Below are 17,024 nucleotides of genomic sequence, written 5' to 3' on the forward strand. Positions count from 1 at the left end.
ATCGCCTACCTGCTCGCAACCCACCGCGCGACCCCCGGCCAGATTCTCGCCATCACCTTCACCAATAAGGCTGCCGCCGAAATGCGTGAACGTATTGAGGCGCTGGTTGGCCCGCGCGCCAAGCACATGTGGATCTCGACCTTCCACAGCTTCTGCGTGCGCGTGCTGCGCCGTGAGGCCGCCGCCCTGGGTCTGAAGTCCACCTTCACCATTTACGATTCGACCGACTCGCAGCGTCTGCTGAGCCTCATCATTAAAGAGCTCAACCTGGACACCAAGAAGTTCACCGCCAAGGCTGTGGGCAACCGCATCTCCGCGCTGAAGAACGAGCTGGTCAGCGCCGAAGCGTACGCATCCCGCGTGGCGAGCGATAACCCGTACGAGAAGACCATCTCGCAGATTTACACCGTCTACACGCAGCGTCTGCGCGCCGCCAACTCCCTCGACTTTGACGACCTGATTGGCCGCACCGTCTTCTTGCTCAAGAAGTTCCCCGAAATCGCGAACTACTACCGCCGCAAGTTCCGTCACATCCTCGTGGACGAGTACCAGGACACTAACCATGCCCAGTACCAGCTGGTGCGTGAACTGGTCGGCGCCCACACGAAGGCACCGGCTGACCGCGGCCCCTACCCGGATGCCGCGCCCCCTGCCGAGCTGACCGTGGTGGGTGACTCCGACCAGTCCATCTACGCTTTCCGCGGCGCGGATATCCGCAATATTACGGACTTTGAGAAGGACTACCCGAACGCCCACACGATCCTGCTGGAACAGAACTACCGTTCCACGCAGAATATCCTCTCCGCGGCGAACGCGGTCATCGAACGCAACCCTGACCGTCGCCCCAAGAAGCTGTGGACCGCCTCCGGCGCCGGTGCGAAGATCATCGGTTACGTTGCCGAATCCGAACACGCCGAGGCACGCTACATCACCCGCGAAATTGACCGCCTTGCCGATGAGCACGGCGTGCAGCCCGGTGACGTCGCAATCTTCTACCGCACCAACGCGCAGTCCCGAACCCTCGAGGACATGCTCATGCGTGCCGGCCTGCCCTACCGCGTGGTCGGCGGCACCCGCTTCTATGAGCGTAAGGAAATCAAGGACGCGCTGGCGTACCTGCGCGCCCTGAGCAACCCCGATGACGACGTGAACGTGCGCCGCATCCTCAACGAACCCAAGCGCGGTATCGGTGCTAAGTCTGAGTCCGTGGTGGCGGAGTACGCGAGTGCGAACCGCATCTCCTTCTACGCCGCCGCACGCCAGGCAGCCGACATCCCCGGCCTGGGTGCCGCCGCGGTCAAGAAGTACGCCGAGTTCGTGCGCCTCATGGACGACCTGGCGCAGATTGCCCGCACCGAACCCGCCGCAACCTGCCTGGAAGCGGTCCTGGAGCAGACCGGGTACCTGGCGGCTCTGCGCGCCTCCAAGGACATTCAGGACGAATCGCGCGTGGAGAACCTCTCCGAGCTGCTCGACGCCATGGTCGAGTTCGAGACCGAGAACCCCGGCGCTGACCTGGAGCAGTTCCTCGAACACGTGGCTCTGGTCGCCGACGCCGACTCAATCCCGAACCGCCCCGCCAGCGCGGAGGGTGAGAACGCCTCCGCCGCACAGATTGCCGCCGAAGCCGCCGAGGCGAAGGCGCAGGGTATGGTCACTCTCATGACCCTGCACACCGCCAAGGGCCTGGAGTTCCCCGTGGTGTTCCTGACCGGCATGGAGCACGGCCTGTTCCCGCATCAGCGTGCCCTGACCGACGAGAAGGAAATGAGCGAGGAACGCCGCCTGGCGTACGTGGGTCTGACCCGCGCCATGGAGCGCCTGTACCTGACCCGCTCCGAGACCCGCACCATGTGGGGTAAGAGCCAGTTCAACCCGCCCTCGCCCTTCCTGGAGGAGATTCCGGAGGAGCTGATTGAGTGGAAGCGCACCGCCGGTTTTTCGGGCTTTGGCGCCTCCGGTATGGGTGCGTATGGCGCTCGCGGCAGTTCCTATGGCGGTAGCTCATACGGGAACTCGTACGGTGGCGGCTATTCAGGCGGTTCTCGTTCCGGCTACGGTTCCGGCGGCTATTCGGGTGGTTACAGCTCGGGCGGCTACGGCTCGGGTGGTTACAGTTCCGGCGGCTCGCGCGGCTCATACGACCCCTACGAGTCCCGCCCCGCACGCCGTTCTGAGCCGTCCACCGCGGATATTAACGGCTCGGCAAGCTACGGGCTGGCGGCGGCCACCTCGAAGGTGACGAACCGTTCCCGCGTGCACCAGAGCAAGGAAATCCCGACTCTGGCGGTTGGCGATACCGTGCGCCACACCAAGTTTGGTGAGGGTCGCGTGCTCGCCGTTGAGGGTAGCGGCGATAAGACCGTGGCGAAGGTCCGTTTCGGTTCGGAAGAGAAGCGCCTGCTGCTGCGTTACGCGCCGCTGGAGAAGGTGAGCTAACGCGTCGGGCGTAAGAACCTGACAATGCCTATGGAGGGGCGGGTACCTGAGGGTGCCCGCCCCTCTTTTGTGCGCTGTACCGGGCGTATTGTCCGCCTGCTGAGAAGGTGGCCGGGGCTTTGCAGAGCACGGCGGTAAACGCCGCATTTTCGCCGGTATTTCGCGGCGGATCGGGGAGCGTTAGTTCGGGTTAGTTACCCGGTGCACAGCCTTTGGGTGGAATGTACCCAAAATATTTGTGAGCTGAGTCGCTAAAATCTCAGATTTGGGGCTCTGTGAGTGCGAGCTCACGCCGAATCCGATAGAGTAGAGACGAGAGAAATTCCCCGCGTCAATGATGCGTGTGCGCCGGGTGCGAGAGACCCCTATCGCACCGTACTGACCACACGGGGGAACCTCCTCTAATGAGACCAGGCCGAGTGCACCAGTACTCGGCACCACTTCGAAGAAGAAGGACACCTGTGGACCTTTTCGAATACCAGGCGCGCGAGCTCTTCGCAAAGCACGGTGTACCCGTGCTCAAGGGCATTGTTGCGACCACCCCTGAAGAAGCAAAGGCAGCAGCTGAGGAAATTGGCGGCCTGACCGTCATTAAGGCTCAGGTTAAGACCGGCGGCCGCGGTAAGGCTGGCGGCGTTAAGCTCGCAAAGTCCCCCGAAGAAGCTTACGAGCACGCTAAGGCAATTCTCGGCATGGACATCAAGGGCCACACCGTTCACCGCGTGCTGGTCGCTGACGGCGCAGACATCGCCGAAGAATACTACTTCTCCCTCCTGCTGGACCGCGCAAACCGCTCCTACCTGGCAATGTGCTCGGTAGAAGGCGGTATGGAAATTGAGCAGCTCGCTGCTGAGCGCCCCGAGGCACTGGCAAAGATCGAGGTTGACCCGCTGGTCGGCCTGGACCAGGCTAAGGCTGAGGAAATTGCTAAGGCAGCAGGTTTCTCCGCAGAACTGCAGGAGAAGGTTGTTCCCGTTCTCGTCAAGCTGGGCGAAGTCTACACCAAGGAAGACGCAACCCTGGTTGAGGTTAACCCCCTCGTTCTGACCCCCGAGGGTACCATCCTCGCCCTGGACGGCAAGGTCTCCCTGGACGACAACGCAGAATTCCGCCAGCCCGAGCACGAGGCTCTCGTGGACAAGTCCGCTGAGAACCCGCTGGAAGCTAAGGCAAAGCAGTTCGACCTGAACTACGTGAAGCTGGACGGCGAGGTCGGCATCGTTGGTAACGGTGCAGGTCTGGTTATGTCCACCCTGGACGTCGTTGCATACGCTGGCGAGAACCACGGCAACGTCAAGCCCGCAAACTTCCTTGATATTGGTGGCGGCGCGTCCGCTGAGGTTATGGCTGCCGGCCTGGAAATCATTCTGGGCGACGAGCAGGTCAAGAGCGTTTTCGTGAACGTCTTCGGCGGCATCACCGCATGTGACGCAGTGGCAGACGGCATTGTGAAGGCTCTGGAGATTCTGGGCGACGCAGCAACCAAGCCCCTGGTTGTGCGCCTGGACGGCAACAACGTTGCTGAGGGTCGCCGCATCCTCTCCGAGGCGAACCACCCGCTGGTTGTTCTGGCTGAGACCATGGACTCCGGCGCTGACAAGGCAGCAGAGCTCGCTCACAAGGCGTAATCGCCAGCAAAGGATTTCAAGGAAGTAATATGTCTATCTTTGTGAACAAGGACTCCAAGGTCATCGTTCAGGGCATCACCGGTGGCGAGGGTACCAAGCACACCGCACGCATGCTCGCAGCAGGCACCAACATTGTGGGCGGCGTGAACGCTCGCAAGGCTGGCACCACCGTCACCCACAAGGCGAAGGACGGCTCCGACATCGAGCTGAACGTGTTCGGTTCCGTAGCTGAGGCTATGGAGAAGACCGGCGCGAACGTCTCCATCGTCTTCGTTCCCCCGGCCTTCACCAAGGCAGCAGTTCTCGAGGCTATCGAGGCTAAGATTGGCCTCGTCGTCGTCATCACCGAGGGCGTTCCGGTTCAGGACTCCGCAGAGTTCTGGGCAGCTGCTAAGGCATCCGTGGACGAGAACGGCAAGCAGATCACCCGCATCATCGGCCCCAACTGCCCCGGCATCATCTCCCCCGAGGAGTGCCTGGTTGGTATTATCCCGGCGAACATCACCGGCAAGGGCAAGATCGGTCTGGTTTCCAAGTCCGGTACCCTGACCTACCAGCTGATGTACGAACTGTCCGACATTGGTTTCACCACCGCTATCGGTATTGGTGGCGACCCCATCATCGGCACCACCCACATCGACGCTCTGGAAGCTTTCGAAGCTGACCCCGAGACCGAAGCAATCGTCATGATTGGTGAGATCGGTGGTGACGCTGAGGAGCGTGCTGCAGAGTACATCAAGGCAAACGTGACCAAGCCCGTCGTTGGTTACATTGCAGGCTTCACCGCTCCTGAGGGTAAGACCATGGGCCACGCAGGCGCTATTGTCTCCGGTTCCTCCGGTACCGCTCAGGCGAAGAAGGAAGCTCTGGAAGCAGCAGGCGTGAAGGTCGGTAAGACCCCCTCCGAGGCTGCAAACCTGATGCGCGAAATCTTCGCAGCGAAGTAAACAGCATAGTATTGCGGCAGATGCCGGTAGTCGAAAGACTGCCGGCATTTTCGCGTTAAATCAGGTTTTTGAAAATAGTTCAGTGAGCTGAAGAGCCTATTTTGTTATATATATCATGCGAAACAAATGAAAAGTCTATGCTGAAGGACTATACAATAGAACGCATTGAGCCTAGTCAGATTGTTATACCAGCGGGCTCTATCTATATGTCATCACATACGAGGAGAACATTCACTCATGACTCAGTCCATTTCCCGTCGTTCTGTCGCGAAGGCAGGCGTCTGGTCTGCACCTGTTATTGCGGCTTCTGCTGCAGTGCCGGCCTACGCAGCATCCTCCAGGAGCGATGATTCTGAGGAGAAGCTGACTATCCAGAGCGGCCTGTTTGTCAGCGCTCAGTACGGTGGCGGCTTTGTTGGTTACGCTTCGTCCACCAGCACCGGTCCGATTCACCCGACCACTCCTGAGGCGTACTTCGCATCTTCTTCCAAGCCCCAATCCGACCTGAACTGGGACGATAGCGCTTCCAAGCCCACCAACCCTGACCTGTTTATCAACGGTGAGGGTACCTTTACCCCGGTCAATAACTCCCAGACTGCATCCCCCGGCTCCTACGTGGCATCTAGCGGTTTCTGGTGGTCTGTTCCGACTACTGCACCCAAGACTGGTACCGGCTACGTTGCAGGTTCTACCGCGACCCTGGCTGCCGGGGCAACCTTCGTGACTGATGTTGAGTACACCGTGCCTGCTAATGCTCTGAACGCTGCTAAGAGCGGTAAGGTCAACGGTCAGGCATGGACCCCCAACGGCCGTGCGCCGAAGGGTACGCTTGCAGAGCTGGTTGCTTCGGCAGGTCAGGCACGCTACCTGTCGGTTGCTCAGGCAGCAGGCAACTGGTCTGCTTCGGTCCCGACCGTGACCAAGAATTCTGATGGCACCTACACCTTCAAGGGCCGTATTACCTTCACTACCACCAAGGCGTACACTCTGAAGCAGACCGGTAACAAGCTGTACGGTCAGGTCGTCATTATGCCCGGTATTGTGTTCTTCAACCCTGCACAGGGTTGGGTCTCCTACAAGCAGACCTCCAGCATCCAGAATGCAACCATTACCTACTCCGGTAACGGCTACACCGACACCAAGGTGCTCTCTGGCGCTGAGACTACCACCCAGATTAACCCCTAATCTGGTTATACTGTAGGGCATCAGCTTAACGCCCCGTGAGGTTCGCCCCGCATTGTTGCTTGCCCCGTGCTGAGCGGTGCAAGTGCAGAGAGTGATGAATCCCCCGGCGGATACACTGAATGTATCCACCGGGGGATTTCTGCATCTGTATAGTTCTCAAACGCTTGAAAACGAATTCCAGAGCGGCTATATACACTTGTCGAGAGATTACGTGGGGTGCGACTAGCCGACCGTCGTGCCGAAGGCCAGACCCAGCAGATAGGTCACGAACGCCGCACCAAAGCCAATTAGAATCTGGCGAATACCGCGCTTGAGGGGGGAAGCACCCGAAAGCAGGCCCACCACGCCGCCGGTGAAGCCCAGCGCCGCACCCACAAACAGCAGGGACAGCACCATCGCGAACACACCCGACAAGCCAAAGATATAGGGCAGAATCGGAACCAACGCACCCGAAGCGAAGAACGCGAACGACGCTGCGGCGGCACCAATATCGGTACCCAAAGCCACATTCTCCTCACGATCCTCTTCCTCGCGGTGAGACAGCGACGGATCGCAGTCACAATCCAGGTAGCCGAAACGCTCCATCGCACGGTGATGTGCCGCTTCCGGCTCCATGCCGCGGGCACGGTAAATGAGCTCCAGTTCGTTCGAATCCAAATCCAAATCGTGCGCAACACGCAGGGTCACCTGGGTCGGCTGGGAAGCATCCAGCAGTTCGCGCTGAGAACGCACAGACACAAACTCACCCGCCGCCATCGACAGCGCACCCGCCAGCAGGCCCGCAATACCCGAGAGCAGGACCATCGAGCTGGACGCGCCCGAGGCGGTAATACCCATAGTCAACGCCAGGTTCGACACCAAACCGTCGTTAGCGCCAAAGACCGCCGCACGGAAATTACCCGAAAGCTTCTCGCGACCGTTAGTTGCCAGGGCGCGAATAATTTCCTCGTGAATCGCCTCGTCGGCCGCCATTTCCTCGGTAGCGTCCGGGTCCTCAGCGTAAGGGGAACGAGACTCCGCGCGCTGCGCCATCGCCAGAATGAACACCGAACCGAAGTTCTTCGCCAAGAACTGCAACACTAGAGACTGCATAGACGGGCGCACGTGAACATCCGCGTGTTCGCCGAGCATGTCACGCCAATGCTGCTGGTGACGCTTCTCCGCCTCAGCAACCTGCAAAAGGATTTCGCGGTCGGTACCCTCGGCGCGGCGAGCCAGGTAGCGGTAGATGCGCGCCTCCGACTCTTCATCAGCTAGGTAGCGGCGCCAACGCTTAATCTGCGCGGGGGAGGGGGAAGTAACCGCACTGTGGCGGGTCGGTTCGTGCTCGGTCGCCTCAGCTGCGGTCTCTTCAGCCTCGGCCGCGTTAGCCTGAAGCTTCTCGGTCTGCTCGCCGTGCTTGTCTTCGCCGTGCTCGTTCGGGGCGTGCGTGCTCATATCTCTCTTTCCGCCGGGTACGGGCCGCGCCGGGTATCTTTCGGGCGCTCAATCATGTGTTCGATCTGTGTGCTCTGTGTTGATCAGTGAACCACTGTAGAGCACTCCGAACAGAAAATCTAGGACGGCCTAACCCGGTGTTATTGTTCGCCTCAACGTACTTTGCTGTACCGCATGGACGAGGACTCAAGGGTCGGGAAGAGTGAAAGTGGGCGGGAAGAGGCGGGGTAGCTTCGAGCATAAAAAGCCGGGCGGGCGCACCCTCCGTATAGGAGAGCGCACCCGCCCGGTTCGTGACTCTAAAAGCTTGCGCCTATATAACTTGCCGCCGTATGTAGGCTGCAGTTTAGAGGCTACGGCTTAGAAGCCTATGACTTAGAAGGCTGCAGCTTAGATGTTGCCTTCGCCGTTCTCCAGGAACGCGCGGATGAACCACTGGAACTTCTCCAGCTCGGCGGTCTGACCGATCAGCAGGTCCTCGGTGACGGGGTCGGACTCGCCAGCGAACGCGATCGCCTTGCGGTGAGCCTCAATCACGCGGGTGTAGACGTCGTTCAGGGCGCGCAGGTGAGCGGCGACGGGTGCGCGGCCAACTGCGTAGTCCTCGACGGTGCGCTGTGCGACCAGTGCGCCAGCCAGGCCGTTGGGGGTTGCGCCCAGGGTTGCCATGCGCTCTGCGATGGCGTCGACGAACTCGCGGACGGTGTCGACCTGGGGGTCAATCATTTCGTGAACGGCGATGAAGCCGGGGCCGGTCACGTTCCAGTGAGCGTGCTTCAGCAGCAGGTGCAGGTCGTTCAGGTCGTGCAGACGTGCCTGGAGAACCTCGGAAATGCCCTTGCCTTCTTCGAGGGTCAGGCCGGGTGCGGTGTAGTTTGCAAATGCCATGATGGTCTCCTTCATGATGCTGTGATGTTTGTGGTTCGGTGGGGTTTGCGTGCCCCGCCGAATCGTTATTATGAGTAAATCATTTTAAGGAACCGCTGTCAAGGTTATTTTGAGTAATTCGTAATAAATTGTCATCTATGTGTCGCGCCGCACTTAAAAGCCCCTGTTCAAAAGGCGCTGCTTAAACGTGTCAGCCCCAAATGCCCGTGTGGCTCACCGCCCAAGCACGCACAAAGGGTGGGACGCGCGGTATCTCATCTTGTGCATCCCACCCTTTACGGTGAAGTGTATTCAGTTTTCTACAGGGCCTCTAGCCTTTCTGCAGAGCTTTCCGCGTGCGAATCGGGCGGTTACGCCAGCGCGCGAACCGCCTCCAGAGTCAGCTCCTCATGCTTGAGGCGCGCGGTGCCCAGCTCCGCCGGAACCTCCAGCTCGCCCGGCACAACAATGACACGCATACCCGCCGCGGTCGCACTGCGCACGCCCGACGGGGAGTCCTCAAGAGCCACGCACTGAGTCGGATCAACACCAAGACGCTCCGCCGCCAAAAGATAGGGCTGCGGGTCCGGCTTGGGGTTGGTGGTCTCATCGTTGCCAATAACCACCGAGAACGTGCCCTCGGGTGCCGCGTTTGCGGTGCGGCGAGCCACGGAGGTGGTTGCGTTTGTGACGATGGCGGCCGGAATCTGTGCATCGTGAACCTCCGAGAGGAAACGCTCAATGCCAGGAAGGAACTCGACCGGCTGCTGCGCCAGGGCCTCGCGCACCTTCGCCACCAGTCGATCGTTAATCTCCTCGTCCGGCAGGTTCACGCCGCGCTCGCGCAGACGATCCAGGGTGAACTGCATCGACAGGCCCAGGCAATCGAGGGTGTCCTGCTCGGTCCAGGTGCCGCCAAATTCTGCGGTGAGAGCAACCTTTGCGGCAGCCCATACGGGTTCAGTATCGACGAGGGTTCCGTCGTGGTCGAAGAGAATGGCGGCGGGGAAGGTGTTCGTAGTCGTCATGTCATTAAGCCTACCGGTTTATTTCTGGGGCGAGTGTAGGGCAACGTCCCCAATCGTCACCAAAAAATCTGTGCCCGCATTCTGAGGGTTCTTGGCGATAGTGAGCAGTGCATCGGCAACGTCTTCACGGGCAATCGTGGGGATGCCCGGAGTTCGCTCGACGCTCGCCATGTCAAATACCTTCACCCCGCCCTTACCGGGCTTATCGGTCAGCCTGCCCGGATGAGCACGCGAAATATATGGCTGATATTCGGCAACCAGGGCGTCCGCCTTAACCTTGTCGGTGAAAATGCCGCGCATGATGACCTTGCACACCAGGCGCATGGGGAGGGACGCGGTCCGTACCGTATTGCCGACACCGTAGGCACTCATCAGAACGCAATGCTTTACGCCTGCGCCCGTGACCGCCTCCATGATGAGGGGCAGACGCTCCTGCATGAACGTGGAGGAGAGAAACTCTCGCACCGTGGCTTTCTGCCCCAGGACGCTCACCATGACGTCCTGCCCGGAGGATGCTGCGGCGAGCTGTTCGGCATCGTTCAGGGTCCCCGGAATGATAGTGAGATTTTGGTGCGCCCCCAAAAGCGCTTGTGCCCTATCGGGGTTGCGCACGTAGGCGGTGACGGTGTGCCCCTCCTCTAGGGCTTTGCGGGTGAAGAGGTAGCCGGTGCGGCCGGTTGCACCTAGAACCAGTATTTTCATGTGGGTCCCCATTCGTGACTGTGATTGTTGTGGGAGCCCGCAAGCACCCAGCCTCGCAAGTACCCAGTCCGGTCAGTATAACAATGCGGTTTTGACTGGGGCTTTTGTCCGGGGCTTTTGTTTGGGGGTCAGGGGTGTGAGGTGGGGTGAGGTGGGGTGAAAAATATGAAAATTTTTTTGCAGGAGGCTTGCGAAACATAATTGAGTCGAGTAGACTCAAGTTATGTAATGCAGGGGCGCATAGGATAAGCCCCTCGAAATGCGAAAGGAACATCATGGACAACAAGTTCACGACCAAGAGTCAAGAAGTTATCTCGGCGGCAAATACTAATGCTCAAACCGCCGGTAACCCCACTATTGAAACCGCGCACATCCTCAAAGCCCTCATGGACCAGCGCGAAGGCGTCGCCGTAGCAGTCCTCAAGGCTGCAGGCCTGGATGTGGACGCTATCTCCGAGGCGGCATCCGCTGAAATCAAGAAGCTGCCGAAGGCATCCGGTGCCTCCGTGCAGAATGCTTCCCTTAGCCGTGCAGCGCTCTCTGCTCTGCAGGCGGCACAGACCCGTGCCCAGGGCTTCGGAGATACCTACGTTTCTACCGAAATGATTCTGCTCGGCATTGCCAGCGGAACCGATAGCACCGCTGAAGCAATGCACAAGCTCGGCGCTACCGCAGAGCTCATCGCACAGACCATCCCCAACGTCCGAGGAGACCGCACCGTGGACACCCCCGACCCCGAAGGCACCTTCCAGGCGCTCGAAAAGTACGGCACCGACCTGACCGCCATTGCCCGCGCGGGCAAGCTCGACCCGGTCATCGGCCGTGACTCTGAGATTCGCCGCGTCGTGCAGGTGCTTTCCCGCCGAACCAAGAACAACCCCGTCCTGATTGGTGAGCCCGGCGTCGGTAAGACCGCCGTCGTGGAAGGCCTGGCACAGCGCATGGTTTCTGGCGACGTGCCCGAATCCCTGCGCGGCAAGACCCTCATCAGCCTGGACCTGGGCTCCATGGTCGCAGGCGCAAAGTACCGCGGTGAGTTCGAGGAGCGCCTGAAGGCAGTCCTCGAGGAAATCAAGAAGTCCGAAGGTCAGATCGTGACCTTCATCGATGAGATTCACACCGTCGTCGGTGCCGGCGCATCCGAAGGCTCCATGGACGCAGGCAACATGCTCAAGCCCATGCTTGCCCGTGGTGAGCTGCGCCTGATCGGTGCAACCACCCTGGACGAGTACCGCGAGAACATCGAGAAGGACCCCGCACTGGAGCGCCGCTTCCAGCAGGTGTACGTGGGCGAGCCCAGCGTAGATGACACCATCGGTATTCTGCGTGGCTTGAAGGAACGCTACGAGGCACACCACAAGGTGCAGATCGCTGACTCCGCGCTGGTTGCCGCAGCAACCCTGTCCAACCGTTACATTCCCTCCCGTCAGCTGCCTGACAAGGCAATTGACCTGATTGACGAGGCAGCATCCCGCCTGCGCATGGAAATTGACTCCGCACCGGAGGAAATCGACCAGCTGCGCCGCGCCGTGGACCGCCTCACCATGGAGGAACTGGCACTTGCCGACGAGACCGATCCCGCATCCGTGGAGCGTCTGGAAGCGTTGCGCAAGGACATGGCTGACAAGAAGGAACAGCTCGACGCCCTCAACGCTCGTTGGGAGGCCGAGAAGGCTAGCCTGAACCGTGTGGGTGACATCAAGACCCAGATTGACGAGCTACGTTCCCGCGCAGAGGTTGCACAGCGCGAGGGTAACCTCGCTGAGGCATCCCGCCTGCTCTACGGCGAGATTCCCGCAAAGCAGGCTGAGCTGGAAGAAGCACAGCGCGCCGAGGACACCGCCAAGAACGAGTCCATGGTCTCCGAAGAGGTCACCGCGGACGATATTGCCGAGGTGATTTCCTCCTGGACCGGTATTCCCGCAGGCCGCATGATGCAGGGTGAATCCGAGAAGCTGCTCGAAATGGAGAAGCGCATCGGTGCCCGCCTCATTGGCCAGGAAGCCGCAGTAGTCGCTGTCTCTGACGCTGTGCGCCGCGCCCGCGCCGGCATCTCCGACCCGAACCGCCCGATTGGTTCCTTCCTGTTCCTGGGCCCGACCGGTGTCGGTAAGACCGAGCTGGCTAAGGCACTGGCTGAGTTCCAGTTCGATGACGAGCGTGCCCTGGTACGCATCGACATGAGCGAGTACTCCGAGAAGCACACCGTGTCCCGCCTGGTCGGTGCCCCTCCCGGATACGTTGGCCACGAAGAGGGCGGTCAGCTGACCGAGGCTGTACGCCGTCGCCCCTACTCGGTGGTCCTGCTCGACGAGGTCGAGAAGGCACACCCCGAGGTCTTCGACATCCTGCTGCAGGTACTCGATGACGGCCGCCTGACCGACGGCCAGGGCCGCACCGTGGACTTCCGCAACGTCATCCTGATCCTGACCTCGAACCTCGGTTCGCAGTACCTGGTCAACCAGGATTTGCCCTTCGAGGAGCGATCCGAGAAGGCGCTGGAGGTTGTTCACCAGGCATTCCGCCCCGAGTTCCTCAACCGACTGGACGACATCATCATGTTCCAGCCCCTGTCGGCTGAGAACCTGGGCCAGATCGTGGGCCTGCAGATCAAGAGCATGGCTAAGCGTCTGGAGGACCGCCGCCTCACCCTGAACGTGACCGAGGCAGCCCTCGAGTGGCTGGGTAAGACCGGCTACGACCCGGCATTCGGTGCCCGCCCGCTGCGCCGCCTGGTTCAGCGTGAGATTGGCGACCGCCTGGCTCGCGGCATCCTCTCCGGCGCAATCCACGACGGCGACACCGTGACCGTGGACGTGAACCCGGACGTTGCCAGCGACGGCCTGTCGGTGACCTCCGAGCGTGAGCAGAAGGCTGAGAACTAAGCTCAACCGGTTGGCTGGGCGGACTTAGCCTGTGGCTGAGTTTGCACATTCGAAACCATAAGAAATAGGCTGTGGGGTACCCTCAAAAGGGGTACCCCACAGCCGTTTAACGCACTAGAACCGCACTAATACACAGAGCATTGAGGAGAAGAATGGACCGCTGGACTGACCACCAGAACTTCGCCGCCGCCGGTGAGCAGCGCGAAGAAATCGCCTCCGTGCACCGTGCCGCAATCCGCTCGATTCAGCGCGTTGTCTCTGAGAACGCCACCCCGCACGACGAAGAATACGCCTCCGCGGGTATTGCCAAGCTACTCAAAGCGGGTAAGGTTCTCGTGCTCACCGGCGCGGGAGTGAGCACCGAATCCGGCATCCCCGATTACCGCGGACCCGGCGGCTCCCTGCACGACCACCGCCCCATGACCTACCAGGAATTCCGCTACGATGACGCCGCCCGCCAACGCTACTGGGCGCGCTCCTACGTGGGTTGGCGCCGCATGCGCCGCGCCGAACCGAACCGCGCCCACTATGCGCTCGCCGAGCTGGAGCAGCTGGGTGCCGTGAGCGGCGTGATTACGCAGAACGTGGATGGGCTGCACGCCCGTGCTGGAAGCTCCCGTCTGCTGGCGCTGCACGGCGACCTGTCGCGCATCGTCTGCCTGGACTGCGGGCAGGATGAGGGCCGCGAAAGCCTGGATGCGCGCCTGGACGCGGCGAACCCCGGCTACCTGGCGCGCCTTGATAACGAAGAGCTGCGCGTGAACCCTGACGGTGACGTGGAGCTGGACGAACGCTATATCCGCGATTTTCAGATGGTGCCCTGCATCGCCTGCGGTTCGACCCGCCTCAAGCCGGATGTGGTGTACTTTGGTGAGTCCGTGCCCGCCGAACGTAAGGCGCTCAAGGACGCCATGCTCGCTGAATGTTCGGCGCTGCTGGTGGTGGGCTCCTCGGTGGCGGTTATGAGTAGCTACAAGATTGTGTTGGAGGCTCTGCGTGCCGGCAAGCCGGTCGCTGTCATCAATGGCGGCCCCGGTCGTGCGGATGCGAAGGCTACCTACCTGTGGCGCACCGGCGTGGGTGAGGCGCTGGAACTCATGCTCGACGCCGTTGACGTTTAAGGTTGCTGGAGTCGTTGCAGAGGTCTAGGCTGCGCTGTTTTCCAGTGAATGCTGTTTCTCTAGCGAATTTTGCCGCGCGTGCACTGACCTATAGCTGGCCCGTCGTTAACTGCACGAAAGTGCTATTTTGTGTTGCAAGTCATTGCAAATAGCCCCTGGACAGGCGGATACACCCAGAGCGCGGGGATAAAATGATGGGATGGACATTCGACACACTATCACTCGCTTCGGTGCCACCGCCCTGATCGGCTGCGGTCTGGCGGTCACCGCAATCCCCGCAACGTTCGCTCAGAACGGTGAAGAGTCCGTCACCCACGTCTACTCCGACAAGGCGACTTCCCACATCTCTGAGGTCTGGTACAAGGGCGAAACCCTGAAGATTACCGGCGAAGGCTTCCTGACTCAGGACGGCACCTCCGGCTCCGTCATCGCTATCAAGCTGAACAAGGGCTCCGTCAAGATTGACGGCAAGGACTACCTGGAAGTTCAGGCTGACGAGAAGGGCAACTTCTCCGTTTCCATTCCCTGGCAGAACGACCTGGATGAGCGTATCTCCGTGGACGTCTACCTGCTCTCCGGCTCCCTGAAGGACAACGACACCGCTCGCGGCGGCAAGGCTGCGACCGTGAAGATTGAGGCTCGTTCCGTTCAGGAAGCAACCCCCTCCGCTACCGCTTCGGTGAGCCCTTCGGCAACCGCTTCTGCTTCGGCTTCCGTGGTGGCTACCCCCTCCGCTTCTGTTGCGCCCTCCGCATCTGCGACTCCTTCGGCTTCGGCTACCGCCGCTGATGAGGTTGTTGCCTCCGTGGATGCAAAGATCAAGGACCGCGCCGATGAGAAGGCGTCCGCTACCGCTTCGGTGAGCCCCTCGGCTACCGCGTCGGCTTCCGCTTCTGTGGTTGCAACCCCCTCTGCTTCGGCTTCTGCTTCCGCATCGGCTTCCGCTTCGGCCACTACTGAGCAGAACGCACCTGTAGCGAACGAAGCGAAGGATCAGCTGGGTGATTCCACCTCCGCTACCGAGCAGGTGACCGCTTCGGCTGAGAGCACCCGCTTCGCGAACTGCGCAGAGGTTGCGGCTGCTGGCCTGGCGCCCATTCACGAAAGCCACCCGGACTTCCGTAAGAAGTTCGACAACGATGGTAACGGCCTGGGCTGCGAGGTCATTAACAGCGAGGTGACGGACGGTTCCTCTTCCAACGGTTCCTCGGGTTCTTCTTCCCGCAACTCTGGCGGCCTGGACAACCTGGGTAGCGGTTCCTCCTCTTCGAGCAATTCCACTTCGAGCCGCGCTCAGCGCTCCTCCCTGGCTAACACCGGTGCTTCCAACGCCTTCACCATGGCTGGCCTGGGCCTGGTAGCTCTGGGTCTGGGCGTTGCTGGCGTGACCGCTGTGCGTAACCGCAAGAACTCCTAAAACTATCGTCACCGCCCGGTGCGGTGCGTGAGAGTCCCCTCTCCTGAACGCTTTTGAATGTTCGGCGGAGGGGATTCTTGCGTTTAACGGGGTGGTTTTTGTTGGCGTGTTGTGTCGGTGGGATGGCGCATGTACTTGCTGGTTTCTTCAAGTCTCAATTGAGACTTTAGGGGTGCACGGCGGTGCAAAAGGTCTCTATGGTTCAACCATGCCTTCAATAAACCTTCAAGAAAACCCCGGTTTGTGAGTCAGGTCATGGCAAATTGGCGTCTTGGGAGCCGGTATCCCAAGCTTCGCTCGTTAGAATGGGGGGCATGAACATTCGAAACAACATCGCACGCATCGGTGCCACCGCTCTGATTGGCTGTGGCCTCATTGCTACTTCCGTTCCCGCAACCTTCGCTGTTGAAGGCGCGCCTCAGACTGTCTACACCTACGCAGACTCTGCACAGTTCATTGCCCCCGACACCTGGTATGAGGGTCAGGGCCTGAACATTGGTGGCGAGGGCTTCAAGACCGCTGACGGCACCTCCGGCTCCGTTCTGGCTCTGAAGCTGAACAAGGGCGCCGTTAAGATTAACGGCCAGGACTACCTGGAAATCCACGCTGATAGCGATGGTAACTTCTCCGCCACCATCCCCTGGCAGGAAGAGCTGCACGGCAGCGTTTCCGTTGACATTTACCTGCTGTCCGGCTCCCTGAAGGACGGCGACGTTCCCCGCGGCGGTAAGGCAGCTACCGTGACCATTAAGGTTGCAGAGCAGCCCGCACCGGCTCCTTCGGAGGACCCGACCCCCGCTCCTTCTCAGGACCCGACTTCGGAACCCACCCAGGATCCCACTCCCGAGCCCTCCAAGGAAGCAACTGCTGAGCCGACCACCGAGGCTCCCAAGCCTGCTGAAGAGACCTCCGCACCCGCAGTTGAGGACGCTAAGGAAACCAAGCCTGCCGAAGAGCAGAAGTCTGAAGACCAGAAGTCTGACCAGGCTTCCGACTCCTCCGCAAAGGACGAGAAGACCTACAAGTACCAGAACTGTGCTGACGTGTGGGCAGACCGCGGCACCTCTATTCATAGGGGTGACCCGGACTTCCGCGATAAGTTCGACGCTGACGGTGACGATGAAGGTTGCGAAGAGCAGCCGAACTACGAGAACTCCAACAAGTCTGACAGCGTTTCGCTGAGCTCCGGCTCGAATGACAACCTGGGCTCCGGTTCTTCGAACGCATCCTCCAAGAGCTCTTCTTCCCTGGCTAAGACCGGTGCATCCGACGCGATGACCGCTGCTGGTCTGGGTCTGATTGCTCTGGGTGCTGGTGGCGCGACCATCGTGGCAACCCGTATGCGCAAGAAGGCATAATAACGCCTAG

The 17,024-nt window shown here is 60.4% G+C and carries 12 protein-coding genes; 8 read left to right on the forward strand and 4 right to left on the reverse strand.

The window, feature by feature from the left end; genetic code table 11:
• The 4 genes from O3649_RS00005 to O3649_RS00020 all read left to right on the forward strand — a co-directional run.
• Positions 1–2,439, forward strand: a 2,439-nt coding sequence (locus tag O3649_RS00005; RefSeq protein ID WP_371572203.1) for a UvrD-helicase domain-containing protein, incomplete at its 5' end; no start/stop codon positions are given.
• 461 nt (positions 2,440–2,900) lie between these two features.
• The gene (sucC, locus tag O3649_RS00010; RefSeq protein ID WP_005504561.1) at positions 2,901–4,067 is read left to right on the forward strand and encodes an ADP-forming succinate--CoA ligase subunit beta; all 1,167 of its coding nucleotides are present in this window, start codon (positions 2,901–2,903) and stop codon (positions 4,065–4,067) included.
• A gap of 29 nt (positions 4,068–4,096) precedes the next feature.
• Positions 4,097–5,014 (forward strand): succinate--CoA ligase subunit alpha, encoded by a 918-nt coding sequence (sucD, locus tag O3649_RS00015; RefSeq protein ID WP_005504562.1) that lies wholly within the window; start codon positions 4,097–4,099, stop codon positions 5,012–5,014.
• 237 nt (positions 5,015–5,251) lie between these two features.
• Complete coding sequence (locus tag O3649_RS00020) at positions 5,252–6,199, forward strand: amino acid oxidase (RefSeq protein ID WP_371572205.1); 948 nt, start codon at positions 5,252–5,254, stop codon at positions 6,197–6,199.
• A gap of 222 nt (positions 6,200–6,421) precedes the next feature.
• On the opposite strand, the gene O3649_RS00025 is transcribed toward O3649_RS00020, so the two are convergent.
• The 4 genes from O3649_RS00025 to O3649_RS00040 all read right to left on the reverse strand — a co-directional run bounded on the left by O3649_RS00025 (position 6,422) and on the right by O3649_RS00040 (position 10,233).
• Entirely contained in the window at positions 6,422–7,636 is a 1,215-nt protein-coding gene (locus O3649_RS00025) for a VIT1/CCC1 family protein (protein WP_371572207.1), read from the reverse strand.
• Between the two features lie 390 nt (positions 7,637–8,026).
• Positions 8,027–8,524, reverse strand: a complete 498-nt coding sequence (locus O3649_RS00030; RefSeq protein WP_070674637.1) for a Dps family protein — start codon at positions 8,522–8,524, stop codon at positions 8,027–8,029.
• A gap of 350 nt (positions 8,525–8,874) precedes the next feature.
• On the reverse strand, positions 8,875–9,531 hold the full coding sequence (locus O3649_RS00035; RefSeq protein WP_049340938.1) for an HAD family phosphatase: 657 nt from the start codon (positions 9,529–9,531) through the stop codon (positions 8,875–8,877).
• Between the two features lie 18 nt (positions 9,532–9,549).
• Positions 9,550–10,233, reverse strand: a complete 684-nt coding sequence (locus tag O3649_RS00040) for an NAD(P)-dependent oxidoreductase (RefSeq protein ID WP_049346086.1) — start codon at positions 10,231–10,233, stop codon at positions 9,550–9,552.
• Between the two features lie 275 nt (positions 10,234–10,508).
• On the opposite strand from O3649_RS00040, the gene clpB reads away from it, so the two are divergent.
• The 4 genes from clpB (at position 10,509) to O3649_RS00060 (ending at position 17,014) form a co-directional block, all read left to right on the forward strand.
• Positions 10,509–13,118: an ATP-dependent chaperone ClpB gene (clpB, locus tag O3649_RS00045; protein ID WP_070614819.1), complete on the forward strand. Its 2,610-nt coding sequence runs from the start codon at positions 10,509–10,511 to the stop codon at positions 13,116–13,118.
• Between the two features lie 152 nt (positions 13,119–13,270).
• Positions 13,271–14,239 carry a Sir2 family NAD-dependent protein deacetylase gene (locus tag O3649_RS00050; RefSeq protein ID WP_070641851.1) on the forward strand — a complete coding sequence of 323 codons (969 nt, stop codon included), beginning with the start codon at positions 13,271–13,273 and terminating at the stop codon, positions 14,237–14,239.
• Positions 14,240–14,438: 199 nt separating this feature from the next.
• Positions 14,439–15,656, forward strand: coding sequence for an excalibur calcium-binding domain-containing protein (locus O3649_RS00055; RefSeq protein WP_070634927.1), 1,218 nt, complete (start codon positions 14,439–14,441; stop codon positions 15,654–15,656).
• 314 nt (positions 15,657–15,970) lie between these two features.
• Positions 15,971–17,014: an excalibur calcium-binding domain-containing protein gene (locus O3649_RS00060; protein WP_371572210.1), complete on the forward strand. Its 1,044-nt coding sequence runs from the start codon at positions 15,971–15,973 to the stop codon at positions 17,012–17,014.
• Positions 17,015–17,024: the final 10 nt, after the last annotated feature.

Origin of the sequence: Rothia sp. 27098_8_29, assembly GCF_041432785.1 — a bacterium.
Lineage (GTDB): Bacteria > Actinomycetota > Actinomycetes > Actinomycetales > Micrococcaceae > Rothia > Rothia mucilaginosa.

Excerpts from the sequence above, each read along its gene's own strand:
- O3649_RS00020 (WP_371572205.1), top strand. The coding sequence starts at position 5,252 with ATGACTCAGTCCATTTCCCGTCGTTCTGTCGCGAAGGCAGGCGTCTGG.
- O3649_RS00060 (WP_371572210.1), top strand. The coding sequence starts at position 15,971 with ATGAACATTCGAAACAACATCGCACGCATCGGTGCCACCGCTCTGATT.
- O3649_RS00055 (WP_070634927.1), top strand. The coding sequence starts at position 14,439 with ATGGACATTCGACACACTATCACTCGCTTCGGTGCCACCGCCCTGATC.
- sucD (WP_005504562.1), top strand. The coding sequence starts at position 4,097 with ATGTCTATCTTTGTGAACAAGGACTCCAAGGTCATCGTTCAGGGCATC.
- O3649_RS00050 (WP_070641851.1), top strand. The coding sequence starts at position 13,271 with ATGGACCGCTGGACTGACCACCAGAACTTCGCCGCCGCCGGTGAGCAG.
- O3649_RS00025 (WP_371572207.1), bottom strand. The coding sequence starts at position 7,636 with ATGAGCACGCACGCCCCGAACGAGCACGGCGAAGACAAGCACGGCGAG.
- clpB (WP_070614819.1), top strand. The coding sequence starts at position 10,509 with ATGGACAACAAGTTCACGACCAAGAGTCAAGAAGTTATCTCGGCGGCA.
- O3649_RS00035 (WP_049340938.1), bottom strand. The coding sequence starts at position 9,531 with ATGACGACTACGAACACCTTCCCCGCCGCCATTCTCTTCGACCACGAC.
- O3649_RS00040 (WP_049346086.1), bottom strand. The coding sequence starts at position 10,233 with ATGAAAATACTGGTTCTAGGTGCAACCGGCCGCACCGGCTACCTCTTC.
- O3649_RS00030 (WP_070674637.1), bottom strand. The coding sequence starts at position 8,524 with ATGGCATTTGCAAACTACACCGCACCCGGCCTGACCCTCGAAGAAGGC.